This is a genomic window from Chryseobacterium potabilaquae, from assembly GCF_902728265.1.
Classification (GTDB): Bacteria; Bacteroidota; Bacteroidia; order Flavobacteriales; family Weeksellaceae; genus Chryseobacterium; species Chryseobacterium potabilaquae.
The window spans coordinates 21,227-40,165 of record NZ_CACVBR010000036.1; the positions used below are offsets into that span (position 1 = coordinate 21,227).

Consider the following 18,939-nt stretch of genomic DNA (forward strand, 5'->3'; position numbering starts at 1 on the left):
AGAACTAATATTTAAGAATACCATATTTGGAAATAATATCTTTTACAATTATTTTATCTAAATTGATGTAATTGTTGAGCCCTGGAATCTGATAGATATAAGGTGTGTTTTTAGCATTTTTTAATACCAAATTGATATAAAGGATTGTCCCATTTATCAATCGAGCTTTGTCAAAAACCTTCCTCAAAAGAAGTTCTCTATCATAAGGGTCCATTAAAAAATCATTTCCTTCCTTTAATATCTCTTCCGAAATGGTTATTTTTAGATTTAAAACCTCTTTTTCTATTTGAACATAATAATTTGTCAGTAACACAGCATATTCGGTTTTTTTTGAAATAAGGAGTAACATTTCTCCGGAATTTTGAACAATCTCCCCAAAATACTTATGGAGGTACTTTAATTGCTTTCCTTGTTTAATGGCTGAATTCACATTGACAAGGTTATCATAGATATATTGCTGTATCGCTACAACTTGAGCAATCTTTGCCTTGACATCATTATACAGTTGCTTTTGCTTTTCATAAGAGTTGAAAAATAGTTTGTCACTTTGTAACCTAGCGGTCTGATTTTTTGTCAACTGAGCTAAAAGTTTTTCATTAATAACTACTTGTGCTTGTTGACCTTTAATAGAAATACTTCCGATAAAAACAAAAAATAACATACATCTATACATTTTCATCATTAAAGAGTTTTTATACTGGTAATAATATCTTTTACTACTTGTTTATCTCTATTGACATAGTATTTGAACAGTATATTTTGCCATTGAAGTTTCTCTTTGATATCTTTAATTTTCATAAGAATATAAGTGGAAGTTTTATCCAGATTTTCAACTTCTTCAAGAGCATAATCTAACAATATTTTCCTTTCAGACTTTTCCATCTGATTAATAGCTCCGTAGGAAACTATAATACCTGTAAGTAGCCTTATCACCATCTGCAAATCATCTACAAATTGTACTTGCATAGGAAGAGCAACTACTATGGAATAATTTGCCGTATTAATTTCTTCTATAATCTTTTCTTGAGTCTTCTTAATTCGATCCGCATCTCTCGAAATAGTAATCCCCACAGGAATAGCTTGCATTGCCAATGAGACTACTCTTAGTCTGTCCTGTATTTTAGTTGTTGTTTCTTTCAGCCTACTCCATTGCTTTTTATTCTCGACCTCGGAAAAAGCATTGGTAGTTTGCCATTGCCTCATCTCCTTTTGTCGCTCATACTCTTGCATGGAATGACGAATTTCCTGGTTCATCATAGGAAAAGAAACATTTTCTTTTTCCCATGGTGGAGTTGAATTCCCTCCACTTGAGATCAAAAAAGCACATACAATGGGCAGTGCCGAATAAAGAGCTGCATATTCCTTCATTATAAATCTTTTTAGAAATTATATTTATACTTATCCATTATACTTCTAACAATATCTTTATCGGTATTTATATAGCCTTGAAAAGGATTAATTGCATTCCAAAAGCCCAATCTCTCTGCTCTTTCTATATTAAGTTTTATAGTAAGAAGCCATAATTTCAGTTTTTTAACATTCTCGGATATATTAAAAATAAGTCTGTAACGATCTCCAGCGGTAGCAAGATTGAGCTCTCCAGAAGCTAAAATATCAGATACATCCACTCCTACTCTGAGAATCTGTTCATAGGCCTTTTCACTAGCTTGTGCTCCAAAAATGCTGAATTGAGGATGTATTGTAACAAGATGGGTTATATCCCCAGAATATTTTTTACACTGAGCCAAGTCTTCATAAATTTGTTTGACCTGAATTCCATTTTGTAATGTTCCAGAGGTTTCCCTTAATCCTTTCAGAATCTTATTTTGGATACTGTTTGCTACCACCATTTGAGAAGCAACCCACGCCTGAGCTTGTTGTAGTTTGGTTTGCTCTTCCACTGTTTTATTTTGTTGTTTTTTTAAATTATCAGAGTATGCCATTAAAGCAGCCGTAGTAGTAACATCTACATAGGTGTTTTGAGCATATGCCATACTACCTATAACTATGAGATAACAAATACTATATTTTTTCATATTCATAATGAAGTGATCTGTTTATGATTTCATCAAGTTTCTTTTCTTCGTCTTGCATTTTTTGAATGATGATTTTTAAAATATTTTGTCCCTTATATTTCATATTAACATAAAAGCTCATAGATTTTCTATCTAATGGCTTTTTATATAAATTGATAAAAGCAACCATATTTTCAAGACTATCCTTAAATTCTTGTAGGTTTAATACAAATATTTTCAATGCATCATTATAGTTTCCATATTTCTTCACATAGTATTCAATAGCCATTTTTTCAGGTTTTTCAGTGGTATAAGTCAAATATTGTTCTAAGGAAACTTCATTACCATACACTTCTCCTTTTGATCCACGTTTGAGATAAAATTCCTTAAACCTGGCTCTTCCGTATTTGTTATTCAGATTATTGATAGTAAAGATTTTATTTTGTTCAACCTTATTTAGAGAAAGAAGCGCTGCAATCCTATCAAAGTTATCTTTAAACTTAGTTTGATCCAGCAAGATAAATGTATCGGAGTTATTAATGATACTGTCCTTAACAACACTATTTCCGATAATATCGTCCAATTCTTGAGTAACCACAATAGCCTCTCCCCAGAATTTCCTTACCGTTTTATAGAGATACAAAATATATCCCCCCATTAGTTTTGATGCAATTGCCTTCCATGCCTCCTCTATAATAAGGGCCTTTCTTCGATCTTTTCGTAAACGCATTTTTTGAATAAATGTGTCCATAATAATAAGCGTCACAATAGGAAAGAGCTTAGGATTATCTTTCACATTATCAATTTCAAAAACAATAAATGATTCATCAAACAATGTATTATTTGCACTTTCATTGAGTGTTGTCCCATATCTTCCGCCTTTATAAAAATCCTTCAATACAAATAAGAAAGTCCTGAGATTAAATTCCTTTTCTCTGATATTATGCTTCTTATTGTTTAAATAGATAGGCAAAAAATGACCACAGTATTCATAAAAGCTGTTGAAAGAAAGTTCTGAAACTGATAGCTTTTCCTCTAATTCAATTATTTTTTTAATAATTATTTTTCGTATGGCTATATCCCATTCTTCAACCGGTTCACCCTGCTTAACAATATCATTTGATTGTATGAGTATCAAATGAGCTTCATCATATACTCTTCTTTTATTTTCATCAATCAATGTTTCATAAGCTTCAAATATCCGATGGAAATTTTCAGGGTTATATTCTGGATTATCAATATTGGAATCCGGATGGTAAAACCTAATCAATTTTCTGCCATTTTCTTTTATTTGCTCTGTGGTCGCATTAAAAGGGATTTCCAAAATATCATAATACGTTTTAGACTGCTGAAGCTCTCTATAATAATCGGCATGTATATCTTCTTCATGAATATTATATTTTTCCAAATGAAGTATGAGCTCATCGGAACCTTTATCTTCATACCATTTACTGCCTGAATTAAAAAATTGATGATAATAAGACATTAATACATTATCTAAAATAGATTTTTGAGCAGAACTCATCGGAGCATCTGCACCCTGCCAAATCAGAAAGATAAGATTGGTTAGAAACTCTATTTTCTCAATATTAAATTCCTCTTTTTTAAGAAGAAAAGGATTCATAGTAATAGGATTCTCTTCAGTATATTGAATATATTTTCCTCCCTTATAACTGCATGTACCGGAATAAGAATCTCCCGTATCTACTATTACCACATCATAATTATAAGTCAAATATTGCTCTATAATGTTATTCATCAGAAAAGATTTTCCGGAGCCAGAAGGTCCAAGGACAAATTTATTTCTGTTATTGATCCTTCCTGTTTTCATGGGTAAATCTGCAGGGTCAATTTTAAGAGGTATACCTTGACGGTCGGTAAACCTTAAATAAAAATTGGAATCCTCATTTATACTATAGCTTTCTTTAAAAAAAAAACAAAGCGCTGCTTCGCTAGTTGTCATAAATAAATCATATCCTTTTAATTCTACTGCATTCCCGGGCAGACAACATCGCAGCAGCTCTAACTGGTTATAGGCATTTTTTGAAACAACTATTCCTTTAGTAAAAAGTTTACTTTCAATGAATGACTGCGTGTTTTCCATTTCCCCTTGTGTATTAGCAGAAAACACTATAGAAAAATGAGCATTTACAATCAATTGTCCATCGGTAGCGATATGATGAAGCAAGGTTTCTATTTCCTCTGCAATAATGGCATTAGAAGGAGCATTTTTAGAAACGCCCTCATGCTTTTTCTTTTTCTTATCTAGATCCCTAAGTTGCTCGGCTTGAAATGGGATAGTTAAGATTTGGTTATAAACAATAGTTCTATAATCTTCAAGTTCATTGATAAAACTGAAATTATCCACCGCTGTATCAGAAGCAGAACCATTACCTCCAAGCATGGAGTAAGGTTCAATTTCAGAGGGTAATTCTATGTTTTCAACATCCACATAAGATATCGTTTTAACAAATTGATCTCCAATTCTTACATATTCATTTGTGGATTGTATATTATCAAATGTTGGAATTTCCCCAAACTGCATGGAAAGAATTCCATTAATGTAATATTCAAAATCTCTCTCTCTCAAAAATTGTGGTTCACAATTATATTGAGATAAAAGCATGAAGATTTTTTGACATTTATCTCTAAGCTCCTTATAACTTTTTTCAGAATAAGTGTATCGTTTCTTTTTTTCTGTATCAACTATATCTGTAAATAATAAAAGTGTATCTATCGTTTTATACATTCTACCATCAAAATGCTCAGAATATTTTTGTTGCAGGAATTCTTCGGATGTTTCAGCTATATATTTCTTCTTGCTAAAGATGTCAATTTTTTGAACAATATGGTTCTCCCCTATAATTGAAACGACCTGAGTAAGTACAGCATGAAATTGGAAATAGTTATCAGGATCTGCAGAATATTGTTCCACCATATTTTTAATTTTAATCCCAATAACTGGATTACCATATTTTCCAATCAAAACATCAAAGTTCCAATTATGATCTCTTCCATAATCATATCCTATAAAAGGAATATCAAAAATTTGTTTTTTCGTTTTCATTTGTTTTTATTTTTTAAATGGGATATTTTAATTTTAAATTTCTTGGGGAAAATATGCAATTCTCTGTGGTTCTTTGTCTTATTATAAAGTCCTTTTTTATCTTGTTTCTTATAAATACCTCCTATCACCAAACCTCCAAGACCCAAACCTAGAATCGATCCGAAAATCCCTAAAAAAGAAGATAATATTGCTGCACTTATGAAGCCTCCGACTACTGTTCCAACTGCTTGATAGATATATTTATCTTTTAGGCCAAAGAAAACAAGAGGTTTTTTAAGCCCCTTGTATAGATAGTATCCCATTTCTATCCAAAGAAAGAACTAACAAATTCAGGAACAATAATTAAAAACAAACAAGCACCACCCCAACCCACGACTTCTTTGTTGATATCCTGATCTCCATTACTCCATTTGTTGTAAATTCTCACTCCTCCAATCAATCCAACAACCCCACCTACTGCCATAATAATGAGCTTTACCGGATCCCAATATTTCTTGACTTCTACCGCTGCATTAGTTAATGCTGCAGCTCCTCCTTGAGCAAATATTGGGGTTATTGCTAATAACATCAACGCTGTTGTTAATATTCTTTTGGTCATCTTTCTTTTATTGAATTTTGAATTCATAGTAGATAAAATTTAAATATTTAAGATTAATTTGTTTTTGATTTTACATAATAGATTGATATACTTTATATCCATCAATATTTGTAATAACTTGTACATTCGTTTCTGCTAGGTTTAGCATTTTTTTCCATTTTCCTTCAAAATTATTTTTCTCAATTTCTGAGCTCTCAGCTCTTTCTTTTGATAGAACATTTTTCTCTATTTCGAAAGAATCAATACTTTCCTCGGCCTCAAACTTTTTTCTCCAAACATCTATATCTGGCCTTTCTTCCAAAATTGTAGGGTCTTGTGATGAATACTCAAGCTCTTGATAATTAAAAGAGTGAGGAGTATTAAGGTTCTCTACATCCTCGATTTCAATATTTTGAATATCTTCTTGGCTTTCTTTGGCAATGTCTGAAATAGAGAATACTTGTGATTCTTCAATGCTTGATACATTTTCTTTTTTCAGAAACAAGTCGTATACTATATTTCCTATATAATACACGATATAAAGCCCAATAACTATGATTGTGAATTTTGCCATGCTTTATTTATTCCTTTTGGGTTTACTCCTTCTTTTTATCTATAAGTTCTGCTGCTAATTTTCTGAATTCCTGTTTTCCAAGAGCGTATCGCATTCCTAAATCAATTACTTCACTCATACTCAAATCATAGGTTTTAAATTTTCCCAATTCAATATGCAGGTCATTATCCAACATTATCATTCTGTTTTTTCTATTTTTCTTCAATGTATTCCAATCGAGCACAAACTCCTCAATATTGATATTGTTATACTTTCTTTCCAGAGTAATGTTAAAGGGTAATTTGTAACGTCTCATTAATATGATTTAAGAGTTCATTAAAAGGTTTTTTTACAGCATACTTTTGTTCATAAGTAAGCCTCCTTGTATCAATTGTTTGTAAACAATTTCTTTTGAATACCGGATCTTTCAACAAAAGGCCATATTTTGTCAGCTCATCATCCATTCCCTCTTGATTTAGATATTTATATCCTTTATCATATTTTGATCTAATGAATACTCTCTCTGCTTGGCTTTCAATAATCCCCAGTAAGTTTATAAAGACCAGGGTAGATTTAGTGGAAACATCCGAATATTCGAAAGGAATAATTATAAAATCACTGTAAATAAGTAAATCACTATATTTTGCATCCAATGTTCCCGCCAGATCAAATAAGTTGATATCTTCACTTTCTTTTAGTTGAATAAGTCTTTGAAAATCAAAAAATGGACATTCATCTTCATCTTCAACTATTTCGACATCATACAGTTTTTGAACTTCTGATTGTTCATCTTCTTTCCACTTATAATAGAATGATTTTTGATAATCAAAATCAAAAACATTAAGCTTTCGTTTAGAAAATGAAGAAATATAATTAGCAAAAGCAATGGCAAGTGTCGTTTTGCCTGTTCCTCCTTTTTGAGTTGCAAAAGTGATGATCATTTTATTTCTAATTTTTTATTTCCTCTTTTTACGTCTCTTTTTAAATTCGTCTTCATTTGGATCCTTTGCTACTCCCGAGCTTTTCATAAATTCATTTAGCATTTCTCCCGCAATCTGTAATATTTCGTTTTTTCCCAATCGATTTTTTTGATTCTCTGTTAATTCATTTCCTTGATCTCCCTCTGAATTAATAAATCTTTGATATTCATTTTCTCTAAGCAAAGTTTTAAGCTCTGAAACATAATGATGTTTAGTGTGCAGAGTGTAATACTTTCCAGTTTCTGTTTTAATCATCTGTATATTGGTATTTTTACATTCTACATTTCGAAAGTCTCTAATGAATTCTTTCGTATCCCTTTGAACCTTTCTATAGGTTTCCAGGTCTTTTCTTCCTTTATTTTCAAACAGCATAAATTCTTTTACTTTGTATTCACAATGATTTTTATTAAAGAAATCTGAAAGAACTTTCTTTGTTTCACCATTAGGCACATTGTAATCTTTTATAATTTCAAAAAGTTTTTTATCTATCTTATCAGAAGTAAATTCAAACAGTTTATCCATTTTCATGAGCTCGCTTCCTTTATATATTTTCTCAGATTTATAGTCAATTATACTATATCCGAAAGGGATTTTCCCCTCACTACTGTGAAACACTATATCAATTCCAAAAACATCTCTTAATTTTTTCTGAAGCTCTGACTCAAAATCTATTTTCATTGCCCCATTTATCTCTGATTTTTTTTCAAATAATGAGATTGATTCTTTAAATTCCCTACCAAACATTCGAGCTCTATTATCTTCGACTCTAAATACTTTGTTAGAATAAATATCCTTGTATTTACTAAGTATGGTTTTAATTTGCCTTGATCTACTATCATTTTTTATGTGATCAAATACAATCTGACTTTGATCAATAGTTTTTTCCTTTACACCATTCTTTAAAATGTCCAATGCATTTTCATTCTTATTACTTCTTACTAGTTTGTAACCATTTCTTTCCAGAAGAATTTCTAATTGTTTGGTAGTTCCTATTTTATAGCTTAATAGCTTTTCGAGCTTATCTTCTACCTTATATCCATATAACTTTTCAATGCTATTATTTAACACTTTTTGGGCTCTAAGTTTTTCATAACTGTCATTTAGTTTCTTACCAGTCTCTCTATCTACTCTCGTCGAAACAATATGAACATGATTATTATCTGTATCATTATGAAATACCACAAGATAAGGTTGGTTAGCATATCCCATTCCCTCCATGAAATTTTCAGCTACCTTGGAAAGCTCTTCTTTAGAATTCTGTTGAAATTTTGTCGAAATAACACAATGAAATTGAGGTTTTTTAATTTTTTGACTTTTTGAAATAGATTTAAAATAATCTCGGACTTGCTCCTGGCTACTCTTCTCATTAATAAAAGAAGGAAAATTTTTCATCTTCATAAGTTCTCCAGTTCCCTTCCCAATCTTTTTCTCATTGTATTTCACTCCATGAAAGTCTGCACTCGAAGAATTTAATATCTTAACTATCATTCGCTAACAATGAATAAATTCTTTCAAAAATTTCATTTTGCTGTTTTCTCAAATCCGAAAGCAATATCAATTTCTCATTGAAAGTTTTAACATCTGATATGCTGATAAATTTTTGACCATTTACATATCTTGCCACTTGATTAATATTATTTTCAATTTTTGCAAATATGTTATCTTGTTTTTCAATGAACAACAATACTCTTCTTCTTTCATCATCCATTATCCTATTATCAACTGCATTAATTATTAAACTAGTTAGAGAGATATTTTTCTTCCGGCAAATTGATTTCCATTGAGATTTTTGAGATTTTTCAAGACGGATAAAGATTCTTGCTTTTAGATTATCTATTTTTTTATTCTCAATACTTTTTGCCTTTTTTTCCATGCTCGAAATCTTGTAGCAAAGTTTCTAAAATCTTCTAAAACATGCAATATCAAAAGGTTTAATGATAACACTTGATCATAAATGATCACATTTGATAAATAAAAACTTATATAGATGATAGTCAATGATGCTTTTTTGGTCTTTTAAAAGCCTAAAGTCTATTTATAAAAATGAGTTCCGAAGTTTTTACCTCTTTTTGAAAAAAAGCAAGATGTCTTCTGGATGCTCAACTTGAAAAAGTTGTGCGTACAAAGACACATCTTGCAACAAATTTTGAATTTTTATTTTAGAAGGTTAGATTTTTGAAATTCATAACCAATATTTAGATAAAAAACTGAAAATCAGAACTAATAAGACAATAATGAATCTAAAGCTTTTTTGCAGGAATTGCAGAGAAGAAACAGCCAGTACTTTCTTGAAATATATTTATACTTCAAATAATTTATATATAGTATAAAACATATATAATATAAATATATGCTCTCATATATACATTAAACAAGCAACTAAATAAAAATCAATATATTAAATACCCACACCATATATTATTTTTTACAGGTTAACTATCATACCTTGTGCTATTTTTTATAGGTTAATCATTATACCGTATGTTATTTTTTACAGCCTAGTCTATGAAACCCTATATTATTTTTTACAGGCTAACATCATACCTTGTGCTATTTTTTATAGGTTAATCATTATACCTTATGTTATTTTTTACAACTTTAATCAGTATACCCTACGTTATCTTTTACAGCTAGCTTATGAAACCTTATAGTATTTTTTACAGGTTAGCTTAATAAGCTTATATAATTTACAAATAAGGTTTATCATAAACTAGACTTGTATGAAAACTTACTTAGGAAAGTTCAGAAAACGGGTAAAAACCTCTATAAAATGAGAATATCATCGAGTAAGTGTTTCTTAATTACATTAAATCCCGTCAATCATGAGAGAAGAAATTATTTTGAAAAATGTATATGATTTTAATTGACAAATTATACTACCCAAAATACCAAAAAAAGGTATTTATCCCCGTATGATATTAAAGAGAGAACTAAAGCGAAATCATCCTAAACATACAATGTAAATTTACAATATATATCACCATATATTGATTTGTTTTATTTTTATCTTTGCATACTTGATCAATATAGGCTGTTAGACTACAGGACTGTTGGAGCTAATAGCATATAATAACAAAAATTTATATTATTCGGATAAAAATAAAAATATGAAAAACCTATCCACTCTACAAAAAGAAGCTTCTTTAAATATCATTTATCAAGCAGATATCCACTGGATTTCGTATGTTCAACCTATTGCTTTTATAATCTTTGGCTTTGTTGGAGTTATTGGACATATATTAAAAATATTTATATTATTTTCCATTTTCTTTGCATTTCTGTTCATCAAAGGAATTACTCATTTTCTTCAGAATAAAAATACCTTTATATATGTCTATCATAAACATCTCACATTTTCAACAGGAATCCTGGGGAAAACCATCATCGATATTTCTCTTGATAAAACTGAAGGTATTAAAGTATTTCAAAATGTTTTGGGTAGAATATTGAACTTCGGTACTTTAACTATTACTACCGGAGATGTCACATATTCTTATAAGATAAAAGATCCAATAGGTTTAAGAAATGCTATTATGGAACAAACTAAAAAAATTGCAATTACCGGATAAGGGCATAAAACATAAAAGGAAATTATAATAAAAAAGAATTAAGTTCTTTATTTTATATTTCTCTTTAATACTAAAATACCTGTACACAAAAAAGAATAATTTAGGTTATCGATATTTACTTACTATTTTTGACTCTATGCTAATTAAAATAATTTCTGGGGGTAAAACTGGGGGTAAACACACAAAAAAGCCCCTAAAATAGGGGCGATTAGTGACCGCAGAAGGATTCGAACCCTCACTGTCGGAGCCGAAATCCGAAGTTCTATCCATTAAACTATGCAGCCGTTTTGTGAGTACTATTTTTATATAGTACATTCAATTAGAAAGTGATCTTTACTCCTCCCAAAATTTGTGCACCTAAGACTTTATAGCCCTTGTACGTTTGGTATTTTGAACTGAGAAGATTATTTCCGAGCGCAAAAATACTGAAATTTTTGTGAACTTTATACTCTGCTGAAAGATTTATATCTGCATATCCTCCTACTTTGTCATTCATATTTTCAGTAGATTGATAAACCATCCCATTTTGAGCCGTTGGATCAGAGACTCCTTCTATGAGATAAGAATTTGTCGTTCTGTCACTTGCAAATATTCCTTTAAACCCTAACAACAATTTTTTATCAAGCATTGTATATTTAGCACCAATACTCGCCGTAACTAATGGGACGTTATAAATATTTTCATAGTTTTTCAAATCATACTTTGTAAACTTTACTTCCCCATCTAAAACTAAATTAGCCAAAGGGAAATATTGAACGCTTCCTTTTATATCACTTACATTACCATCATCATAAACCGCCGAAAAGGTGTTAGCAAAATTGTATGCTGAACGATTTAAAGTATACATATTATCAAATAAGCTATTAGCTTTAAAGAACATAATATCCTTCATTTTTCCATATCCGGCAGAGAAATCATACTTTAACGTTTCATCAATGTCTCCTTTTAGCCCAAAATAAAAATGATATTTGGTTTGTGTAGGCCTTAAAAACTGGTCAGAAAGGATAAAAGGATTTGCTTGTAACATTTCTGAATACGTATTCAACTTTAAACCCCCATCTACTCCACCATAAAATTTAAAACCATTAGCCGCAGCAAGTTGAAACTCTGCCTGTGGAAACCAATATGTTTTATTATTTTTTATTTGACCGTCCCAAAGATCACTTGAGTTCTTAGCATTTAAAAAATCAAATGATGATCCCAGCATTAAATAAGATTCTCCTTTTCGGAAAGTAACCTTGGGTGTTAGACTTGTATTAAAAAAATTTGATGAATTTTTATCTCTAATGGCAAAATCCGTTTTTATTGTTTCTAAGCCCACTCCTAGATCTGCATTAAGGCTTATCCCCGAACTTCCGATATCAATAGCATGTTTTGAAAAATTAGCTAAAATAGAGGCCTGATTTTCTTGCGCATCAAAATGATCTTTTAAAAATAAAGACTTTACTCTTACATCATTTAGAATTTCATTTGAGTAAAAATCATAATATCCATTGACCTTAAATTGATTCACTTTTTGTTTCAAATCAATGTCAGATGAAGGCTCGAGAGCATAAATACCATAATAATTATAATTATCTATTCCGTATTCGGCATTCACATTAAATTTCCCTTTATCGCCATAAGAATTAAGAAATGCTCCTAGTGTTCCCGAATTTTGTTTGGAATTCCACATATATTCCTTTTTTAAGCCCTGAGTGGAGAGTACATGAACATCAGCTCCCACTTCCAGTTTGTTTTCAAGGGTTTTGGAAATATTAGCATCACCTAAAATTTTACCATAATTTCCCATTCCAAACTGAAAATAGTTATTTTGAGCTGCACCATCAAATTTTGGAGCTATATCTTCTCCTTGAATAGTAGAGGTCTTAAAATCAGAAGATGCCGGAACATCTGTAATGTTATATTTTACAGGATTCTGAGATTTTTCTTCAGGTGGATAGTTTTTAATTGTTTCCACAGAAGTCTTCTTCTTTTCAATCTTCTTTATTTCAGGCTCTCTTTTTTTATTAAGAATAAGTTTCTCTTCTTTAATTTGGGAAAACGCAAACTGCGAAATCCCTAAAAATAGTATAGATAGTATTTGAATTTTCTTGTTCATCTCTTCTTTATTTGAAAAATATATGGATATTTATTACACATCAATAGTGTAACAATGAACACTCATTGTACCTATTATCAATGCTTTTCCCCAGTCCGAATATATTATTCCCACAGGATACAATTATTTTTAGCTTTACTTTTTAATGGTCTTTTTAACCTCCTTAGCTTCTGCTACAATCTCAGGAAAATCTTTATAATTTTCAATAATCTGATCGCACGTATAGCTAGCCTGATAATTATCTTTTAACCCTACATAGTTCTTGGCCATTAATACCAACGCTTTGGCTCCCCAATATTCTTCAGAAGCATAATTGTTAGCAAGTTTAAAGATGGTTTCGTTAGAAGATTTAAAAGCCTTTCCTTTATTTTGATAATATGCTTTGGCATACAAGGCTTCCGCAGCTACCGAAATATTAGAAGATTTTTCAAGAGAAGTAAATGCCGTTTGTGCCTCTTTATCTTTTCCTGAATTCATAAGACTTCTTGCTTTGATTACTTTTGCTGTTTCAATAACTGCAGAAGAGTTTTTATTATTAGCAATCACAGCATCTGCCAATTTCTCGGCTTGTGAAAAATTCTTCTCATCAGCATATGACTTCATTAATTCTACATTGGCGTAGTTTCTAATATTTACATTAGAAGAATTTTTGAGAGTTTCTAAATATTTTCTTGCTTCCGAGCTATCCCCTTGTGCAATATAAATTTGTGCCAGACGAGTCTGTGCATCATCTTGATAATCATTTTGGACATTCGCTATTTCCTGCAAAACTAATAAAGCCTTTGTCGTATTTTTAGTTTGATAATAACTTTCTCCCAATTCATATTTGGCCTGATAAAGACCTTCTCCTGTAGGATTTTGCGTTAAATACTTTTCATAGTAAGTAATCGCACTTTTATAATCTTTCTTACTAAAATATTGTTTTGCTGTAGAAAGGTTGATTTCATCAATTTCAGCAGCATCAACGTTGATACCGATATTTCTTGCAAAGCTTTCATATCCTGAAACATCTCCACTTTTTGTAAAGAGAGGCTTCGCTGCCTGAACTATCTTCTCAGCATAGGCTGTATTTTTATATTGCTCACCCAGAGATTTCAACTCGGATAAAGCTTTATCATTCTGATTTTGATCAATGTAATTTTGAGCTCTGTATATAGAAGCATTAGCTACTAAATCTTTATCAGAAGAAGTTTTAATTACTTTTCCAAAAAAATCATTAGAATCAGCATAATCATCCTGTGCAGCATAGGCAGTTCCTATTTCATATTGAGCATCATCATAATATTCAGATCCCGGATATTTGGATAAAAGATTTTTTAAATTACTGATCTTGGCCTGAGTATCTCCTTTAAAGCCAAAAGCCATTGCCTTTTGATATAAAGTATAATCAGTTGCATCTTCATTTTTATCATAGATCGCAATTGCTTGATTGAGATCATTATTTGCATAATAAATATCTGCTAAACGAAGTTCTGCATCATTTTTAAACTCCGTTTTTGGATTATTTAAATATTGCTTAAAATAGGTAGCTGCTTGATCAAACTTTTTACTTTTAAAATAGGCGTACCCTAAATCGTATGGCAGCTGCTGTTTTTCAGGAAAACTTTCAGACAACAATTTTTCATATCGCACAATCGCTGAAGGATAGTTCCCTTTTTGATAATACACCTGTGCTACCCAATATAAAGCTCTATTGTGAAATTCTTTATTAATATTGAATTCAAGGCTTCTCAAAAAATATCTTTCCGCTTCATCATAGTTCCCTTTATTGAATTCTTCAGTCCCTAATAAATAAGACACTTCCTGATCCACTTTATCAATATCCGGAGAAGAATTTTGTAGTCTATCGATAGCATTCAGAGTCTCTTTGTAATTTCCCGAATATAAATACGATTTAACCAATAGTGATCTCATTTCCGCTATGTTAGCATCATTAGGATTTTTATTGATATAGTTTTGAATAACCACTGAAGGATTTTCAAATGGATTTCCGATATCATACCCTAATTTTGCATATTGCTCATGGGCCAGTTTTTTTACTTTTGCATCATAATCCATCTGATAGGAAGATCGAAAAGCAGATAATGCTTCTTGTTTTTTACCTACCGCTAAATATGCATTTCCTAACTGATAATAAGCATTTTGTGCCAATGCCGAGTGAGAGTTAATAAGTTGATTATAATAAGAAACCGCCTCGTCGTATTTCTTTAATTGAGCAGCGACAAACCCCATTTCATAAAGATCATTCTCGGAAGGATTCTGCTGGACAGCTAAATAATCTTTTAGATGCGGATATGCTCCATTATAATCCTTTTTCATGAAATAACTTTCTCCAATAATCTTATGAACCTCTGCTTTATATGAGTCTGAAATATTTTCATTTAGCAAAGCGTTTCCTTCAGAAATTGCTTTATCATAGTTTTTTTCATTATAATATAGCTGAACATAATAAGGTCGTACTAATTTGGAATACTTATCTTGATCTTTTATAGAATCAAAATAATGGAAAGCCTTATCATTTTGCCTATTGGCATAATATAAATGTCCTAGCATATAGGCTATATCACTTTTTTGAGATCCCTCTGCTGTTTTATAGGCTTCTTCCAGAGCTTCTGTTGCTCCTTTAGAATCCCCGGTCATGAATTTCGCATACCCAAGCTTGAGAATATATTGGGTATTCTCTTCTTCTGATAATTGGTATTGATTCACTTTTTTCAAAGTTTCCAATGCCTTTTCAAAATCTTTTTTAGCCAGGTAATAATCTGCTAAAGGTAAATTAGCCTGAGCAAAATAAGCAGAATTTGGATATTCTTTCATAAAAGCCGTTAAGCCTTCCTCTGCATGATTTTTTTGCAGAATAACCCCAATTACATTATCAAAAAATTGGGCAGCTTCTTTTCGTGACTTAGACAAATTTTGATTGTAAAAATATTGTCTTGCGTATTCATATTGAGAAGCATTATATATTTTAGTTTGATAAAGATTTTCTGCTAGATCAAATCTATAGTTTTCTTTTTCTATAAAGTATTGAGACTGTTGAGCCTCGAAAGCTCCAAAATAGAGAACTGCAGTCGCTAGGAATATTTTTTTTGATTTCATTCTTTATTGGAATAAAAAAATTAGTCTATAATAGCAACGAAAGTAGAGAAAAGATATTGCTTAAACAAGTCTATACAAGGTATATTGAAAAAAAATGGAAATTTTAGCTATTTTTTAACATACTTTTATAATAATCATTACTTTTGTTTTTTTTCAAACCTATATATAAATTTACACACTTAATGAGTCAACTTTTTAGAAGAAAAAATTATTCGGAAACAGATACCTCTACCCATCTTTTAAGGGTTTTGGGGGTGTGGGACATTGTCTTTTTTGGCATTGCAGCCATTATTGGAGCAGGAAGTTTCAGTAGCTTAGGAGAAGCCGTTTTTAGAGGTGGACCCGGAGTTATTTTACTTTATATGATTTGTGGTTTTGCTTGTGGTTTTACGGCGCTTTGTTATGCAGAATTCGCGAGTAGAATCCCTGCTGCTGGTTCAGCTTATACATACGCCTATGCCAGTTTTGGAGAACTGATAGCATGGGTCATAGGCTGGGCATTGATTATGGAATATTCTTTTGGAAATATATACGTTGCATTTTCTTGGTCAGATTATTTCACAAGCTTTTTAGGACGACTGGGAATGCATATTCCTGATTATCTTACGTGTAGTTATACCGAAGCTAAAAAAGCTTTTATGAGTGGATCTGAAAACAGAGAACTCATTAATGCATGGAAAACAGCTCCATTAATGGGAAGCCTGAAATTTATTGTTGATATTCCGGCATTGGTCATTAATGGATTAATTACGTGGCTTTGTTACATTGGAGTTAAAGAAAGTAAAAATTTTAATAACTCTTTGGTAATTTTAAAATTAGCTGTTATTATTTTGGTTATTCTTATTGGCTTCGCTTACATTAATACAGACAATTGGACTCCTATAAGTGTAGAAACCGGAACTCCTTCCTTTATGCCTAATGGTTTTGCAGGAGTAATGAGCGCTGTTTCGGGGGTGTTTTTCGCCTATATTGGCTTTGATGCCCTGAGTGTTCTTTCAGAAGAAACCAAAGACCCTCAAAAGACTTTACCAAAAGGAATGATTATTTCATTGGTTTTATGTACTGTTATTTACATTGCCTTAACCCTGGTACTGACAGGAATGGTGGACTATAGAAAATTTGACGGTGTAGGCGATCCTCTTTCTTTTATTTTTGAAAAGAGCAATGCAAATGTTGCCTGGATGGAACTTACGGTTTCTTTTGTCGCTATTGTTGCTATTACTACTGTTTTATTAGTTTTCCAAATGGGACAGCCTAGAATTTGGTATGCAATGAGTCGTGATGGATTAATGCCTCAAAAATTCCAGGAAGTACATCCAAAATATAAGACCCCGGCATTTGCGACCATTATTACCGGAGTCGTAGTTGGTCTACCTATCTTGTTTACAGATAAATCATTTATTTTAGATTTTACCAGCATAGGGACTATTTTCGCTTTTGTACTGGTTTGTGCAGGGGTATTATTACTTCCCGCGAAAGAAAAAATAAAGGGTAGATTTCACCTTCCTTATATTAACGGTAAAATTATCTTTCCCATCATTTTCATTGGTGGATTAGTGGCATTTTACTTTTGGGAACCAGAGTTTTTTCAGAATTTAATGAAATGGAATGATCCAAAAGAAGGAGAATTCAGAGCATCAATTTTCTTTTTTATTCTTATAAACATAGCCATTTGTATTTTGACTTTTATAAAAAACCTATCCTTAATACCATTAATCGGTCTAAGCTCATGTTTATACCTTCTTACGGGAATGAGTCACGAAAACTGGTTCTGGTTTGGAATTTGGTTTTCTATAGGCCTGGTCATCTATTTCGGTTACGGTTACAGAAATAGTAAATTATCTAAAAGTTAGCATAGAAACTTTCACATATAATAAAAGCAATACTATATTCGGTATTGCTTTTTTATTTTCACTAATACAATAATATTGGAAAAGTTTTTGCAGTAATTCTTTAAAATAAATTAAAATACCATCACCATGTCTGAAAGAATAAAAACATTCAAAGAGTTCTATCGGTTTTACCTTACTGAGCATAGTAAAACCGGAACAAGAATCCTACACTTTATAGGAACTTTACTCATCTTTTTTGTTATAGGATACGTTATATATTCAGGGAAAGAAAGATTTTTGTGGTATATCCCGATTTTCGGATATGGCTTTGCATGGATCAGTCATGCGCTTATTGAAAGAAACAAACCAGCTACCTTCAAATATCCATTCTGGTCGTTGATCTCGGATTTTAAATTATTTTTTGAATTATTAATAGGAAAGCAAAAGTTTAACACATTGGATAAATCTCAATGATATTGAAAAAACAACTATTCATTTACTCTTGAAACAAAAACGCCTCCATATCTTCATTAATACCTCTAATTTTTTCGATAAATTAAATCAATAAAAGAATAAAGATGAAGTAAAAATAATTCGGCATAGTAATTGCCGCCATTGAATATAAATGATACTTATGAAAAATATAATACATATGGTGAAAGGGGGGATTTTGATGATCGCCTTATTTGCAATCACGCAATGCACTGCTTCAGCCAATACTGCTAAAGGAGATGATAAAACAATGATGATGACTGTAGGCCCTCAAACAGTTGATTGCACTGGAGTTGCTCCTATGAAATGTCTTCAGGTAAAAGAAAATCAATCTGGAAACTGGATGAATTTTTATTCTACTATTGAAGGATTCACTTACGAACCGGGATATGAATATGTATTAAAAGTAAAAACAGAAAAAATTGCAAATCCTCCTGCAGATGCATCTTCAATAAGATACATACTTGTACAACAAGTCTCTAAAACAAAAAAATAAGCTTTAAAGTATACTTTATTTGATTAGAAAAGAAGCCGTCTCATTTTCCCTGGGGCGGTTTTTATTTATAAACTACACATATTATTTTTTAGGATTATTTTTTTGATTAGAAGTGTATTTTTATGCCACTTTCTTTCTTAAGTTGTGTGCTAAAGCAT

The 18,939-nt window shown here is 31.1% G+C and carries 17 protein-coding genes and 1 tRNA gene; 4 read left to right on the forward strand and 14 right to left on the reverse strand.

All coding sequences use genetic code 11. The annotated features are described in order from the left end of the window. Positions 1 to 4: 4 nt before the first annotated feature. The 11 genes from CHRY9293_RS14955 to CHRY9293_RS15005 are packed head-to-tail and all read right to left on the reverse strand — an operon-like array spanning position 5 to position 9,065. The gene (locus CHRY9293_RS14955) at positions 5 to 679 is read right to left on the reverse strand and encodes a hypothetical protein (RefSeq protein WP_228455562.1); all 675 of its coding nucleotides are present in this window, start codon (positions 677 to 679) and stop codon (positions 5 to 7) included. 2 nt (positions 680 to 681) lie between these two features. After that, positions 682 to 1,368 (reverse strand): hypothetical protein, encoded by a 687-nt coding sequence (locus CHRY9293_RS14960; RefSeq protein ID WP_162033712.1) that lies wholly within the window; start codon positions 1,366 to 1,368, stop codon positions 682 to 684. A gap of 11 nt (positions 1,369 to 1,379) precedes the next feature. After that, on the reverse strand, positions 1,380 to 2,042 hold the full coding sequence (locus CHRY9293_RS14965; RefSeq protein WP_228455563.1) for a hypothetical protein: 663 nt from the start codon (positions 2,040 to 2,042) through the stop codon (positions 1,380 to 1,382). Then, entirely contained in the window at positions 2,023 to 5,082 is a 3,060-nt protein-coding gene (locus CHRY9293_RS14970; RefSeq protein WP_162033713.1) for a TraG family conjugative transposon ATPase, read from the reverse strand. Before CHRY9293_RS14970 ends, CHRY9293_RS14965 begins: the two co-directional genes overlap by 20 nt. Further along, on the reverse strand, positions 5,079 to 5,384 hold the full coding sequence (locus tag CHRY9293_RS14975) for a DUF4133 domain-containing protein (protein WP_162033714.1): 306 nt from the start codon (positions 5,382 to 5,384) through the stop codon (positions 5,079 to 5,081). The genes CHRY9293_RS14970 and CHRY9293_RS14975 overlap by 4 nt, the downstream gene beginning before the upstream one ends. Positions 5,385 to 5,386: 2 nt before the next feature. Next, on the reverse strand, positions 5,387 to 5,707 hold the full coding sequence (locus CHRY9293_RS14980) for a DUF4134 domain-containing protein (RefSeq protein ID WP_162033715.1): 321 nt from the start codon (positions 5,705 to 5,707) through the stop codon (positions 5,387 to 5,389). Positions 5,708 to 5,750: 43 nt separating this feature from the next. Next, positions 5,751 to 6,233, reverse strand: coding sequence for a hypothetical protein (locus CHRY9293_RS14985; RefSeq protein ID WP_162033716.1), 483 nt, complete (start codon positions 6,231 to 6,233; stop codon positions 5,751 to 5,753). 22 nt (positions 6,234 to 6,255) lie between these two features. Continuing rightward, positions 6,256 to 6,528, reverse strand: coding sequence for a hypothetical protein (locus CHRY9293_RS14990; protein WP_162033717.1), 273 nt, complete (start codon positions 6,526 to 6,528; stop codon positions 6,256 to 6,258). Further along, positions 6,503 to 7,153, reverse strand: a complete 651-nt coding sequence (locus CHRY9293_RS14995; RefSeq protein WP_162033718.1) for a ParA family protein — start codon at positions 7,151 to 7,153, stop codon at positions 6,503 to 6,505. Before CHRY9293_RS14995 ends, CHRY9293_RS14990 begins: the two co-directional genes overlap by 26 nt. 15 nt (positions 7,154 to 7,168) lie before the next feature. Next, positions 7,169 to 8,680: a relaxase/mobilization nuclease domain-containing protein gene (locus tag CHRY9293_RS15000; protein ID WP_162033719.1), complete on the reverse strand. Its 1,512-nt coding sequence runs from the start codon at positions 8,678 to 8,680 to the stop codon at positions 7,169 to 7,171. Beyond that, the gene (locus tag CHRY9293_RS15005; RefSeq protein ID WP_228455564.1) at positions 8,670 to 9,065 is read right to left on the reverse strand and encodes a hypothetical protein; all 396 of its coding nucleotides are present in this window, start codon (positions 9,063 to 9,065) and stop codon (positions 8,670 to 8,672) included. Before CHRY9293_RS15005 ends, CHRY9293_RS15000 begins: the two co-directional genes overlap by 11 nt. Positions 9,066 to 10,299: 1,234 nt before the next feature. Between CHRY9293_RS15005 and CHRY9293_RS15010 the strand changes: the two genes are divergently transcribed. Then, positions 10,300 to 10,761: a PH domain-containing protein gene (locus tag CHRY9293_RS15010; RefSeq protein ID WP_162033720.1), complete on the forward strand. Its 462-nt coding sequence runs from the start codon at positions 10,300 to 10,302 to the stop codon at positions 10,759 to 10,761. A gap of 212 nt (positions 10,762 to 10,973) precedes the next feature. On the opposite strand, the gene CHRY9293_RS15015 is transcribed toward CHRY9293_RS15010, so the two are convergent. From CHRY9293_RS15015 to CHRY9293_RS15025, 3 genes are all read right to left on the reverse strand, one after another. Then, positions 10,974 to 11,045: transfer RNA gene (locus tag CHRY9293_RS15015), tRNA-Arg, on the reverse strand. A gap of 35 nt (positions 11,046 to 11,080) precedes the next feature. Then, a complete protein-coding gene (locus CHRY9293_RS15020; protein WP_162033721.1) occupies positions 11,081 to 12,862 on the reverse strand; it encodes a porin family protein in 1,782 nt (593 codons plus the stop codon). 135 nt (positions 12,863 to 12,997) lie between these two features. After that, positions 12,998 to 15,961, reverse strand: a complete 2,964-nt coding sequence (locus CHRY9293_RS15025; RefSeq protein ID WP_162033722.1) for a tetratricopeptide repeat protein — start codon at positions 15,959 to 15,961, stop codon at positions 12,998 to 13,000. Between the two features lie 182 nt (positions 15,962 to 16,143). Between CHRY9293_RS15025 and CHRY9293_RS15030 the strand changes: the two genes are divergently transcribed. The 3 genes from CHRY9293_RS15030 (at position 16,144) to CHRY9293_RS15040 (ending at position 18,781) form a co-directional block, all read left to right on the forward strand. After that, on the forward strand, positions 16,144 to 17,814 hold the full coding sequence (locus tag CHRY9293_RS15030; protein WP_162033723.1) for an APC family permease: 1,671 nt from the start codon (positions 16,144 to 16,146) through the stop codon (positions 17,812 to 17,814). Positions 17,815 to 17,940: 126 nt separating this feature from the next. Beyond that, entirely contained in the window at positions 17,941 to 18,267 is a 327-nt protein-coding gene (locus tag CHRY9293_RS15035; protein WP_162033724.1) for a DUF962 domain-containing protein, read from the forward strand. A 160-nt stretch (positions 18,268 to 18,427) separates the two neighbouring features. Further along, positions 18,428 to 18,781: a DUF4377 domain-containing protein gene (locus CHRY9293_RS15040; protein ID WP_162033725.1), complete on the forward strand. Its 354-nt coding sequence runs from the start codon at positions 18,428 to 18,430 to the stop codon at positions 18,779 to 18,781. Positions 18,782 to 18,939 lie beyond the last annotated feature (158 nt).

Bases quoted from the DNA above. Each gene is read 5' to 3' on its own strand.
- CHRY9293_RS14955 (WP_228455562.1), bottom strand. From the start codon at position 679: ATGAAAATGTATAGATGTATGTTATTTTTTGTTTTTATCGGAAGTATT.
- CHRY9293_RS14960 (WP_162033712.1), bottom strand. From the start codon at position 1,368: ATGAAGGAATATGCAGCTCTTTATTCGGCACTGCCCATTGTATGTGCT.
- CHRY9293_RS14965 (WP_228455563.1), bottom strand. From the start codon at position 2,042: ATGAATATGAAAAAATATAGTATTTGTTATCTCATAGTTATAGGTAGT.
- CHRY9293_RS14970 (WP_162033713.1), bottom strand. From the start codon at position 5,082: ATGAAAACGAAAAAACAAATTTTTGATATTCCTTTTATAGGATATGAT.
- CHRY9293_RS14975 (WP_162033714.1), bottom strand. From the start codon at position 5,384: ATGGGATACTATCTATACAAGGGGCTTAAAAAACCTCTTGTTTTCTTT.
- CHRY9293_RS14980 (WP_162033715.1), bottom strand. From the start codon at position 5,707: ATGAATTCAAAATTCAATAAAAGAAAGATGACCAAAAGAATATTAACA.
- CHRY9293_RS14985 (WP_162033716.1), bottom strand. From the start codon at position 6,233: ATGGCAAAATTCACAATCATAGTTATTGGGCTTTATATCGTGTATTAT.
- CHRY9293_RS14990 (WP_162033717.1), bottom strand. From the start codon at position 6,528: ATGAGACGTTACAAATTACCCTTTAACATTACTCTGGAAAGAAAGTAT.
- CHRY9293_RS14995 (WP_162033718.1), bottom strand. From the start codon at position 7,153: ATGATCATCACTTTTGCAACTCAAAAAGGAGGAACAGGCAAAACGACA.
- CHRY9293_RS15000 (WP_162033719.1), bottom strand. From the start codon at position 8,680: ATGATAGTTAAGATATTAAATTCTTCGAGTGCAGACTTTCATGGAGTG.
- CHRY9293_RS15005 (WP_228455564.1), bottom strand. From the start codon at position 9,065: ATGGAAAAAAAGGCAAAAAGTATTGAGAATAAAAAAATAGATAATCTA.
- CHRY9293_RS15010 (WP_162033720.1), top strand. From the start codon at position 10,300: ATGAAAAACCTATCCACTCTACAAAAAGAAGCTTCTTTAAATATCATT.
- CHRY9293_RS15020 (WP_162033721.1), bottom strand. From the start codon at position 12,862: ATGAACAAGAAAATTCAAATACTATCTATACTATTTTTAGGGATTTCG.
- CHRY9293_RS15025 (WP_162033722.1), bottom strand. From the start codon at position 15,961: ATGAAATCAAAAAAAATATTCCTAGCGACTGCAGTTCTCTATTTTGGA.
- CHRY9293_RS15030 (WP_162033723.1), top strand. From the start codon at position 16,144: ATGAGTCAACTTTTTAGAAGAAAAAATTATTCGGAAACAGATACCTCT.
- CHRY9293_RS15035 (WP_162033724.1), top strand. From the start codon at position 17,941: ATGTCTGAAAGAATAAAAACATTCAAAGAGTTCTATCGGTTTTACCTT.
- CHRY9293_RS15040 (WP_162033725.1), top strand. From the start codon at position 18,428: ATGAAAAATATAATACATATGGTGAAAGGGGGGATTTTGATGATCGCC.